Source organism: Mycolicibacterium arseniciresistens, from assembly GCF_030519285.1.
GTDB classification, from domain to species: Bacteria; Actinomycetota; Actinomycetes; order Mycobacteriales; family Mycobacteriaceae; genus Mycobacterium; species Mycobacterium arseniciresistens.
The window spans coordinates 45,200-55,679 of sequence record NZ_JAUMSQ010000004.1; the positions used below are offsets into that span (position 1 = coordinate 45,200).

10 protein-coding genes are annotated in these 10,480 nt (G+C 67.3%); 5 read left to right on the top strand and 5 right to left on the bottom strand.

Annotated elements, in window-relative coordinates:
* Window positions 1-3 precede the first annotated feature (3 nt).
* The 4 genes from Q2100_RS01305 to Q2100_RS01320 are packed head-to-tail and all read right to left on the bottom strand — an operon-like array spanning window position 4 to window position 4,027.
* Complete coding sequence (locus tag Q2100_RS01305; protein WP_302912520.1) at window positions 4-1,359, bottom strand: lanosterol 14-alpha demethylase; 1,356 nt, start codon at window positions 1,357-1,359, stop codon at window positions 4-6.
* Window positions 1,356-2,183 carry an SDR family oxidoreductase gene (locus Q2100_RS01310; RefSeq protein ID WP_302912521.1) on the bottom strand — a complete coding sequence of 276 codons (828 nt, stop codon included), beginning with the start codon at window positions 2,181-2,183 and terminating at the stop codon, window positions 1,356-1,358. The genes Q2100_RS01305 and Q2100_RS01310 overlap by 4 nt, the downstream gene beginning before the upstream one ends.
* Before the next feature lie 27 nt (window positions 2,184-2,210).
* Window positions 2,211-3,419 (bottom strand): cytochrome P450, encoded by a 1,209-nt coding sequence (locus Q2100_RS01315; RefSeq protein WP_264013994.1) that lies wholly within the window; start codon window positions 3,417-3,419, stop codon window positions 2,211-2,213.
* Complete coding sequence (locus Q2100_RS01320) at window positions 3,416-4,027, bottom strand: TetR family transcriptional regulator (protein ID WP_302912522.1); 612 nt, start codon at window positions 4,025-4,027, stop codon at window positions 3,416-3,418. The genes Q2100_RS01315 and Q2100_RS01320 overlap by 4 nt, the downstream gene beginning before the upstream one ends.
* Before the next feature lie 185 nt (window positions 4,028-4,212).
* Between Q2100_RS01320 and Q2100_RS01325 the strand changes: the two genes are divergently transcribed.
* From Q2100_RS01325 to Q2100_RS01345, 5 genes are read left to right on the top strand one after another with little or no spacing between them, the layout of a single operon-like run.
* Window positions 4,213-5,682 (top strand): aldehyde dehydrogenase, encoded by a 1,470-nt coding sequence (locus Q2100_RS01325; RefSeq protein WP_302912523.1) that lies wholly within the window; start codon window positions 4,213-4,215, stop codon window positions 5,680-5,682.
* Between the two features lie 15 nt (window positions 5,683-5,697).
* Window positions 5,698-6,459, top strand: coding sequence for an SDR family oxidoreductase (locus tag Q2100_RS01330; RefSeq protein WP_269892853.1), 762 nt, complete (start codon window positions 5,698-5,700; stop codon window positions 6,457-6,459).
* A complete protein-coding gene (locus Q2100_RS01335) occupies window positions 6,459-7,319 on the top strand; it encodes an NAD(P)-dependent oxidoreductase (protein ID WP_302912524.1) in 861 nt (286 codons plus the stop codon). Before Q2100_RS01330 ends, Q2100_RS01335 begins: the two co-directional genes overlap by 1 nt.
* Window positions 7,320-7,321: 2 nt before the next feature.
* On the top strand, window positions 7,322-7,756 hold the full coding sequence (locus Q2100_RS01340; protein WP_302912529.1) for a carboxymuconolactone decarboxylase family protein: 435 nt from the start codon (window positions 7,322-7,324) through the stop codon (window positions 7,754-7,756).
* The gene (locus Q2100_RS01345) at window positions 7,746-8,972 is read left to right on the top strand and encodes a hypothetical protein (protein WP_264013989.1); all 1,227 of its coding nucleotides are present in this window, start codon (window positions 7,746-7,748) and stop codon (window positions 8,970-8,972) included. Before Q2100_RS01340 ends, Q2100_RS01345 begins: the two co-directional genes overlap by 11 nt.
* On the opposite strand, the gene Q2100_RS01350 is transcribed toward Q2100_RS01345, so the two are convergent.
* Entirely contained in the window at window positions 8,973-10,406 is a 1,434-nt protein-coding gene (locus Q2100_RS01350) for an HNH endonuclease signature motif containing protein (RefSeq protein WP_302912525.1), read from the bottom strand.
* Between the last annotated feature and the right edge of the window lie 74 nt (window positions 10,407-10,480).

Here is a 10,480-nt window from a genome sequence, read left to right on the forward strand (position 1 = left end):
GGATCAGGCTTTCGCAAGCTTGCGGTAGCGCACCTTCGCCGGCTGGGCCAGCTGCACGACCATCTTCGAGTGGTCGTTGTGGTAGCTCTCCGCGGGCTGGGCCATTTCGAACTCGTACTCGCGCAACAACACCGAGAAGATCGCCTTGATCTGCATCTGCGCGAACGCCGCACCGACGCAGCGGTGCTTGCCGGCGCCGAAGGGAATCCAGGTCCATCGGTTGGCGACGTCGGCCTGCTCGGGCTTGTTGTAGCGATCGGGGTTGAACGCGTCGGGGTCGGGGAAGTCCTCGGCGATCCGGTTGGAGATCGCCGGTGACGCCGCGACGAAGTCACCCTTGTGGATCGGGAAGCCCTTCACCTCGAACTCGTCCTGCGCGACCCGCATCAGGATGATCAGCGGCGGATGCAGGCGCAGTGTCTCCTTGACCACGTTGTCCAGCTTCGGGATCTGGCGCAGCGCGTGGAAACTCACCTCCTGGCCGTCGGCGTAGAGGTCGTCGAGCTCTGCCCGCACCTCTGCGTAGGTATCGGCGTGGCGGATCAGTTCGATCAGCGTCCACGCCGATGTGCCCGAGCTGGTGTGGTGGCCCGCGAACATCAGCGAGATGAACATCCCCGTCACCTCGTTGGCGGTGAAGCGCGGGTTGCCGTCGTCGTCCTTGATCGACACCAGCACGTCGAGCAGGTCGCGATCGGCCTTGTCCGCGGGCGGGTTCGCGATGCGTCCGTCCATGATCTCCTGGACCAGCGCAACGAGTTTCACCCGCGACTCGTCGCGGATGCGGAAGCTGTCGATGTCGAGGTAGGGGTCGACGTAGCACAGCGGGTCGGTGCCGCGTTCGAGCTGGTGGTAGTAGTGGGCGAACCGGCTGTCGAGCTGCTCGCGGAACTTCAATCCGATCAGGCAGGCCGTCGAGGTGTAGATGGTGAGCTCGGAGAAGAAGTCGAGTAGTTCGATCTCGCCTTCGTCGCCCCATCCGGCGATCATCTTCTTGACTTCGTTCTCGATGGTGGCGGCGTGACCCTTCATCTGCTCACCGCGAAGTGCGGTGTTGTGCAGCATCTCCGCGCGCCGTTCGGGGTCGGCGTCGAACACCACGCCCTCGCCGAAGATCGGTGTCATGAACGGGTAGGCCTCGGCCTGGTTGAGCTCGCTGTCGCTGGAGCGGAAGAAGAACTCGTTGGCCTCGGATCCGGACAGCATGACGACCTGCTTGTCGGCGAGCTGGAACCAGCCGACATCCCCACATTCCTGCCGCACCCTCGACATCAGCCCGATCGGATCGGTGCGGAACTCCTCGAGGTGGCCGTGTTCCTCTTCGCCGCCCGAGACGCGGGGAACGATCGCAGTGGTCATGGCTTCAAGTTCTCCTCGTTCAGCTTCAGCTGTTGACGGTCTGCGGGCGCGTCGGCCAGCGGCGCTTCGGGCTGCAGCTCCATGTTGGCGATGTATCCGCCGCGCGGTGTCTCGGCCACGAAGGTGATGGCGCGCGCGAGATCCGACGCGCGCAGGAAGTAGTCGTGCCGGGCCTGGCCCCACTTGGCCCAGTCCTCGAGCGCGGGCCCGATCTTGTCGGCGGGCAGGCTCCAGCCCATCGACGTCTTGGTCGGCCCGGGGTGGACGATCGAGGCGCGTACGCCGGTGCCCTCGAGTTCCATCTGGTAGTTGTTCACCATGGCCACCAGTGCGGCCTTGGCGGCGCCGTAGGCGCCCATGTGCGGCCGCTGCCGAAGTGCCACATCGGATCCCACGAAGATGAGGTCTCCGCGCTGGCGATCGAGCATGCCGGGCAGTACCGCGGCGGCCAGCCGGTTCGCGCCGACCAGGTGGATCTGCAGCTGCGACTCGAACTCGTCGGTGCTGATCTCGGCCAGCTTGCCGAAGTAGGTGTCACCGGCACCGGCGACCAGCACCTCGATGTCGCCCAGTGCGTCGATCGACTGCGTCACGAACGACTTCACCGAATTGGGGTCGGTGACGTCGAGGTGGAAGCCGACCGCTTCGCCGCCGTCGGCGTTGATCTTTCCGACCAGGTCTTCGAGCTTCTCCACCCGACGAGCGCCGAGCGCGACGGGGAATCCGCGGGCGGCCAACTCGATGGCGGTGGCCTCACCGATGCCGGAGGAGGCGCCGGCCACGATGGCGGGTCGGCGTTCGGGAAGTGGAGCAAAACGTGGCATGGAACGTGAGCCTCTCGGGCGGGCTTGTCAGCGGGACTGGAGGGTCATGGGCAGGTGGGCGAATCCGCGGACATTGCTCGAGTGGACGCGGACGGCGTTGGCCTCGTCGACCTCGTATCCGCGGATTCGTTTGAAGAGCTCGGCCAGCGCGACGCGCGCTTCCATGCGAGCCAGGTGGGCGCCGAGGCAGAAATGCGCGCCGGAGCCGAAACTCATCAGCTTCGAACCGATCTCGCGGCCGATGACGAAGTCGTCGGGGTTCTCGAAGACCCGCTCGTCGCGGTGCGCGGATCCGGGCAGCAGCAGCAGCACGTCGCCGTCGGGGATGGTGGTGTCGTACAGCGTCAGATCACCGGCGACGGTGCGGGCCAGGATCTGGCTGGAGGTGTCGTAGCGCAGTGTCTCCTCGACCCACAGTGGGATCCGGGACTCGTCCTGGTAGACCGGCTGGAGCTGGTCGGGGTTCTTGTGCCCCCAGAACGCGGCGTTGGCAAGGAGTTTGGTGGTGGTCTCGTTGCCCGCGATCACCATCAGGAACATGAAGCCGAGGATCTCGTCGTCGGTGAGCCGGTCACCGTCGATCTCGGCCTCCAGCAGCGCCGTCGTCAGGTCGTCGGTGGGGTTCTTCCGGCGCTGGGCGACCATCTCCTGGTAGTAGACGATCAGGTTGATCGAGGCCTCGATCGCCTCCGGCGGCACGTCGGTCACGCCGTCGTCGCGGTGCATCACCCCGTCGGCCCACGCCCTGACCTGGTCGCGGTCGGGTTGCGGCACACCCATCAGCTCGGAGATGACGTCCATCGGCAGCTTGCCCGCGAATTCGTTGACGTAGTCGACGGTCGCGTTGCCGTCGGCCTTCTCCATCATCGCGTCGAGGTGCTGCACCGCGATCTCGGTGACCCGCGGTTCCAGCTCGCGGATGCGGCGCGGGGTGAAGCCCTTGGAGACCAAGGTGCGCAATCGCAGATGCGCCGGGTCGTCCATCGCGAGGAAGGACATGGTCTTGGCGGCGTGCGGTCCGCGCGACGCCGGGTCCAGTGACACGCCGAACTTGTTCGACAGCGTGGTGCTGTTGCGGAAGCCCTGCAGCACGTCGGTGTGGCGCGACAGCGCCCAGAATCCGAGGGCCTCGTTGCGGTACAGCGGCGCCTCGTCGCGCAGGCGCTGGTAGTACGGGTACGGATCCTCGTGGAAGTCGTAGTCGTACGGGTCCAGTACGACGTCAGAAACGGTCACTTGTCTTCTCCGAGGATGAGGCCGACGACGTAGGACAGCCGGTCGGCGATCTGGTGGTAGGTGAAGGCGCCGCTGCCCGCGTTGACCAGCGCGCCGAAGAACGTCATCTCCAGGGCCGCGACCGCACGCGGGTCGGCGTCCGGGCCGACCGCGGAACGGATGCGGCGGTGGATCTCGGCGCCGATGCGGTCGCGCACCTGACGGACGGTCGGGTCGGTGCCGGTCAGCAGTGCGGTGGTACACGCCGCGGCCACCTCGGGCTCGTCGGCCACCGTCAGCGCCATCGCCCGCAGCGCCTGCGCGACGCGGGCCTGCATGGGCTCGTTCACATCGGTGAAGAACGGCACCTTCTTGATCAGGTCGAGGTAGACCTCGGCGATCAGGTGGTTCTTCGACGAGAAGTAGGTGTAGGCGGTGGCGGGCGCCACCTTGGCCCGCGCCGCCACGGCACGGACGGTCAGATCCGCATACGACGACTCGCGCAGCATCTCGACCCCGGCGGTGAGCACCTTGCGAAAGGTCTCCTCCTGCCGGCGGTTGCGCGGCGCCTTGACCACGTCGGCCGGCGAGCTGCCGTCTGTGATCGCGACCACTGCATCACTGGACACATGTCCAAGTTATCCGACGTCCGCCCCGCGAGGCAAGCCGGAGCCGCAAATTGGCCGTGCGCATGTGCTTTTCGGACGTCACGGCGGAGCCGCAGGTGGCCGGGCCTTGCGGGGCGGTCGGGCCGAAGGCTATGGTTCGACGGAACAGCGCCGGACAGTTGTCCAGTGACGAGACGGGAGTGCGGATGACGCTGCTGGGCGATCGAGAGAGTCGGCTGCTGGTCGACGGCAAGTTGGTGACCGGTAGCGGCGGCACGTTCGCCACGGTCAACCCCGCCACCGAGGAGACGCTCGGTGTCGCGGCGGACGCGACGGCCGAGGACATGGGTGCGGCGATCGAGGCCGCCCGCCGGGCGTTCGACGACACCGGCTGGTCGACCGACGTCGAGCTGCGCGTCCGGTGCATCCGGCAGCTGCAGCAGGCGATGCGTGACCACGTCGAGGAACTGCGAGACCTCACCATCGCCGAGGTGGGCGCGCCGCGGATGCTGACCGCGGCCGCGCAGCTCGAGGGTCCGGTGGAGGACCTCAGCTTCTGCGCCGACACCGCGCAGGGCTATGAGTGGACATCCGATCTGGGTGTCGCGTCGCCGATGGGCATCAAGACCCACCGCACGATCGCCAGGGAGGCGATCGGCGTCGTCGGCGCCATCACGCCGTGGAACTTCCCGCACCAGATCAACCTCGCCAAGGTCGGCCCGGCCCTGGCGGCGGGAAACACGCTGGTGCTCAAGCCCGCGCCTGACACACCCTGGGCGGCGGCGGTGCTCGGCGAGCTGATCACAGAGCACACCGATTTCCCTCCGGGCGTGCTCAACATCATCACCTCGAGCGACCACGCGGTGGGCGCGCTGCTGTCGAAGGATCCGCGCGTCGACATGGTGTCGTTCACCGGGTCGACCAACACCGGGCGGACCGTGATGTCCGACGGCGCGGCCACGCTGAAGAAGGTCTTCCTCGAGCTGGGCGGCAAGTCGGCGTTCCTGGTGCTCGACGACGCCGACCTGGCGGGCGCGTGCTCGATGGCGGCGTTCACCGCGTCGATGCACGCCGGCCAGGGCTGCGCGATCACCACGCGGCTGGTGGTTCCCCGCGCCCGGTACGACGAGGCCGTCGAGGCGGCCGCCGCGACCATGGGCGGACTGAAGCCGGGCGATCCGAACAAGCCGGGCACCATCTGCGGGCCGGTGATCTCGGCGCGCCAGCGCGACCGGATCCAGGGCTACCTGGACTCCGCGATTGCCGAGGGCGGCCGATTCGCCTGCGGCGGTGGGAGTCCCGCCGACCGTGACACCGGCTTCTTCATCGAGCCGACGGTGATCGCAGGCCTCGACAACAGTGCGAAGGTGGCGCGCGAAGAGATCTTCGGGCCGGTGCTGACGGTGATCGCCCACGACGGCGACGACGACGCCGTCCGCATCGCCAACGACTCGCCCTACGGCCTGTCCGGCACCGTCTTCTCGGCCGACGAGGACCGAGCCGCGGGCATCGCCGCCCGGCTGCGCGTCGGAACCGTCAACATCAACGGCGGAGTCTGGTACTCGGCGGACATGCCGTTCGGTGGTTACAAGCAGTCCGGCATCGGCCGGGAGATGGGACTCGCCGGCTTCGAGGAATACCTCGAGATCAAGGCGATCGCCAAGGCAGCGAAGTAGAAAGCGGAGGCCGTGATGGGACTCTACGGAGATCAGTTCAAGGAGAAGGTGGCGATCGTCACCGGTGCCGGCGGCGGCATCGGCCAGGCGTACGCCGAGGCGCTGGCACGTGAGGGCGCAGCGGTCGTCGTCGCCGACATCAACACCGAGGGCGCTGCGAAGGTGGCCGACGGCATCAAGGGCGAGGGCGGCAACGCGCTCGCGGTGCGTGTCGACGTCTCCGACCCGGACTCCGCGAAAGAGATGGCGGCGCAAGCACTGTCGGAGTTCGGCGGCATCGACTACCTCGTGAACAACGCGGCCATCTTCGGTGGCATGAAGCTGGACTTCCTGATCACCGTCGACTGGGACTACTACAAGAAGTTCATGAGCGTGAACATGGACGGCGCGCTGGTGTGCACCCGGGCGGTGTACCGCAAGATGGCCAAGCGCGGCGGCGGCGCGATCGTCAACCAGTCGTCGACCGCGGCGTGGCTGTACTCGAACTTCTACGGCCTGGCCAAGGTGGGCATCAACGGCCTCACCCAGCAGCTGGCCACCGAACTCGGCGGACAGAACATCCGCGTCAACGCGATCGCGCCGGGACCCATCGACACCGAGGCCAACCGCACCACCACTCCGCAGGAGATGGTCGCCGACATCGTCAAGGGAATCCCGTTGTCGCGCATGGGCGAAGTGGACGACCTGACCGGGATGTGCCTGTTCCTGCTGTCGGATCAGGCCAAGTGGGTCACGGGCCAGATCTTCAATGTCGACGGCGGACAGATCATCCGCTGATGAGTGATCCCAAGTACGGCTACATCGGCCTGGGCAACATGGGCGCGCCGATGGCCGCCCGGCTGGTCGAGTGGCCCGGCGGGCTGACCGTGTTCGACGTCCGCACCGACGCCATGACCCCGCTGGTCGAGGCCGGCGCATCGGTGGCCGACAGCGTGGCCGACGTGGCGAGCGCCGACATCATCAGTGTCACCGTGCTCAACGACGCGCAGGTGCGCCAGGTGGTCGCCGAGCTGGCCGAGCACGCGAAGCCGGGAACCGTCATCGCGATCCACTCGACGATCAGCCCCGAGACCGCCGTCGAACTGGCCGAGCAGCTCCGGCCGCAGGACATCCACATCGTCGACGCGCCGGTCAGCGGTGGCGGGGCGGCCGCGGGCAAGGGCGAGCTCGCGGTGATGGTGGGCGCCGACCGCGAGGTGTACGAACGCATCAAGCCGGCGTTCAAGCAGTTCGCCTCGATGGTGATCCACGCCGGCGCGCCAGGCGCCGGGACGCGGATGAAGTTGGCGCGCAACATGTTGACCTTCACCTCGTACGCGGCGGCCTGCGAGGCGATGAGACTGGCCGAGCAGGCGGGCATCGACCTGCAGCAGCTGGGCCGGGTGGTGCGTCACACCGATGCGCTGACCAGTGGCGCCGGCGCGATCATGGTGCGCGACGACATGCGCCCCCTCGATCACGACCACTTCCTCTACGAGCCGTTCCTGCATGCCCGCGGCCTGGGGGAGAAGGATCTCAGCCTCGCGCTCGCGCTGGGCGAGGCGGTCTCGGTCGACCTTCCGCTGGCGCGGGTGGCCTTGGACAATCTGGCCGACGGGCTCGGCGTCCCGCACGTCGAGTCCAGCACGGAGGGATGAGCATGGACGAATTGCGCCGCAAGGGCCTCGACAAGATGAACGAGGTCTACGGCTGGGAGATGCCGGACATGCCCGGCGACTACTTCGCGCTGACCGCCGACCACCTGTTCGGGACGATCTGGACCCGTCCGGGACTGTCGATGCGCGACAAGCGGATCATGACGCTGACTGTGGTGACGGCCCTTGGCATCTCGGATCTGGCGGAGATACAGGCCAACGCCGCGATCGCCAACGAGGAGCTCACCGAGGACGAGCTCAAGGAGATGGCGATCTTCCTCACCCACTATCTCGGCTTCCCGCTGGGATCGAAGCTCGACGGTGTGGTGACGAAGGTGGCCAAGCAGCGCAAGAAGTCCGCCGAGAAAGGCGAGGACAAGAAGGCCAACGTCAACGCCGCGCTGAACATGCACTCGGGAAGCAAGCTCGATGATGAGTAGGTACGCCGCGCTGTCGCGCGAAGAACTCGCCGTGCTGGTGCCCGAGCTGCTGTTGATCGGGCAGCTCATCGACCGGTCCGGAATGGCGCACTGCATCAGCGCGTGGGGACGCGAGGAGATGTTGCAGATCGCCATCGAGGAGTGGGCGGCGTCGAGTCCGCTGTACACCCGGCGGATGCAGAAGGCGCTGGATTACGAGGGTGTCGACATCTTCACCCTCTTCAAGGGTCTGCAACTCGACATCGGTGCGCCGCCGCAGTTCATGGACTTCCGGTACGTCGTGCACGACCGGTGGCACGGCGAGTTCTACCTGAACCACTGCGGGGCACTGCTCGACGTCGAGCCGATGGGCGAGGACTACGTCCATGGGATGTGCCACGACATCGAGGACCCCACGTTCGACGCCACCGCGCTGGCCACCAACCGCAAGGCTCAGGTGCGGCCGATCCACCGGCCGCCGAGGGCATCCGCCGATCAGCATCCGCACTGCCGATGGACGGTGATCATCGACGAGTCCTACCCGGAGGTGCCGTTCATTCCCGCGATGGACATCGTCGCCGCCACCCACGCGCACCACACCGAGCTGGACCCGATCGACCGCGATGACGAGGGCCGGGCGGACTATTCGGGGCCGTTGCTGGCCGATGTCGACTTCGGCGCGTTCTCGCATTCCGCGCTCGTGCGGATCGCCGACGAGGTGTGCCTGCAGATGCACCTGCTCGTCTATTCGTTCAAGCTGGCGGTCGAGGCGCGGGCGAAGGACGATGCCGCGCTGGCGCGGTCGATCCGCACCAAACAGCTGATCGGCATCGCCGGGGTCGCGGCCGAACGAATCCACAAGGCGCTCAAGCTGTCCAGCGACGTCAAGGGTGCGTTGCGGGTGCTCGAGTTGCACCCGCTGCTCAATCCCGCCGCCTACGTGTGGGCTGACATCGACCCGGGATTCGTGCATGTGCGCCCCTCGCCAGCCCACGAGGACGAGTCCTGGATCTCCCTGGTGTCGCCGGTCTCGGACAAGCCGCTGCAGGCGATCGCCACGGCGGTCGACCCGCATCTGCGCGCGGAGGTCTCCGGCACCGAGAGTGACTGGACGGTGCGCTTCGTCGAGACCGACACTCCCGCGAAGGAGCTGGGCGAGGTCGCGGTCACCAAGTTCAGTGGCGGGGCGACGTGGGAGTTCGAGGAGCGCAAGTCGCTGCCGCTCACCGTCGTGTAGCTAGGCCGCTGTGTTGCCGGGTGGTTCCGGTCTACCGGGTTCGTCCTCGGCGGCCGCCCGCGCGTCGTCCCCCTCGAGTGGTAGCCGCAGTTTCTCGGGGTGGTGGTAGTCGTTGGTGCGCTTCTGGCCGGTATCGAGTCCGGCCGGGGGTATCCATTCGACTTCGTGCCGGTCGTTGAGCAGGGTGGTCCAACCGCCGGGGCCGACCGCGCGATTGTCCGGCCCGCACGCCAGGCCGAGGTCGTCGACATTGGTGTCGCCGCCGGCGGTCCAATCCTTCGCGGCGTGGTGGACCTGGGCGCCGTAGGCGGGCACCGTGCAGCCGGGTTTGGTGCAGCCACCGTCGCGAGCGATCAGCGCAAAGCGTTGCGCCACCGAGGCAGTCCGCCGGGTTCTGAACAGGTCGAGTGTGGATCCGGTGGCGTCGTCGAACACGGCGAGGTAGTTGGTGGCGTTGGCCTGCGCTGCCATCCGTAGGACGTCGGCAATCGGGAGTGCAGTGCCGCCACCGGTGACGCCGATGCCGGCGAGGGTGCGCAGCTCCTGCAGCGTGGCCCGTACGATGATCGCGGTCGGGAGGCCGTTGAGCTGGCCGAGTTCGCCCTTGTCGAGGGCAGTGCGACCGATGAACTCGAAGGCGTCGTGGCGGCGTTGCTCGATGCTGCGGGTGTCGCCGTCGATCTGCGACTGCGTCGGTGTGCCGGACGTGCACGGGTCGGCGTCTGCCGGGTTGCACATGCCGGGTGCTGCGTATCGCGCGAACAGGACCTCCCACACCGCCCAGGCTTCGGGGGTGAGGTTCGCCTTCAACTCGGTCATCGCGTCGTGCTGCTGCTTGCCCTTGGACAGCCCCCGGCGACGGGCGCGCTCCTCGTCGTCCGGGGCGGGCCCATCCTGGTCGAGCAGGAACAGCGTCCGTGCGGTCTGGTCCTGGAGTTCCTTGGGGCCCGACCTGACGGCGTGGCGCACCCAGTCGACTTCGATGCGTTCGCGGGTGGCGGTATCGACCCAGCCAGGCATGCGCTTCATCGCGTGACGGATCACCGTGACGTGCTCCGGGGTGATGAATCCGAGTCGCTGTGCGGTGGCGGTCGCGACGAGCAGCGGTGGCAGCGGCGCTCCGGTGAGGGCATGCCGGGGCGCCAGTAGTGCCGCCTCGGTGAGCCGGCGGTTGGCCTCCTCGGTGGAGACGCGCCACCGGATCACGATCACGTCACGCCATGACTTGGCACCGAGTTCCCGCGGTGTCGACTCGGCCTGCAGGCGGGCCAGCAGACGGTGGTTCTGGCTCGGGAGCTGGCAGCCGAGCGTCTGCACCTCGTCGAGGACCTCGAGAATTTCGGTGCGGGTGAGTGTTTCGACGTCACAGTCGGCCAGGGCGTCGTAAGCGGCACGCAGCACCGTGAGCGCTTCACGGATCGGGCCGGACGTCATGAGTCGAATGTATGTTCGAAGACTAAGAGATCCACTGACTCAAACTTTGTGGCAGGGTCGCGCGATTAACAGTG

What these genes read in the sequence shown, in the direction of transcription:
- Q2100_RS01305 (WP_302912520.1), bottom strand. Translation starts at nt 1,359, where the DNA reads ATGACCACTGCGATCGTTCCCCGCGTCTCGGGCGGCGAAGAGGAACAC.
- Q2100_RS01310 (WP_302912521.1), bottom strand. Translation starts at nt 2,183, where the DNA reads ATGCCACGTTTTGCTCCACTTCCCGAACGCCGACCCGCCATCGTGGCC.
- Q2100_RS01325 (WP_302912523.1), top strand. Translation starts at nt 4,213, where the DNA reads ATGACGCTGCTGGGCGATCGAGAGAGTCGGCTGCTGGTCGACGGCAAG.
- Q2100_RS01330 (WP_269892853.1), top strand. Translation starts at nt 5,698, where the DNA reads ATGGGACTCTACGGAGATCAGTTCAAGGAGAAGGTGGCGATCGTCACC.
- Q2100_RS01335 (WP_302912524.1), top strand. Translation starts at nt 6,459, where the DNA reads ATGAGTGATCCCAAGTACGGCTACATCGGCCTGGGCAACATGGGCGCG.
- Q2100_RS01340 (WP_302912529.1), top strand. Translation starts at nt 7,322, where the DNA reads ATGGACGAATTGCGCCGCAAGGGCCTCGACAAGATGAACGAGGTCTAC.
- Q2100_RS01345 (WP_264013989.1), top strand. Translation starts at nt 7,746, where the DNA reads ATGATGAGTAGGTACGCCGCGCTGTCGCGCGAAGAACTCGCCGTGCTG.
- Q2100_RS01350 (WP_302912525.1), bottom strand. Translation starts at nt 10,406, where the DNA reads ATGACGTCCGGCCCGATCCGTGAAGCGCTCACGGTGCTGCGTGCCGCT.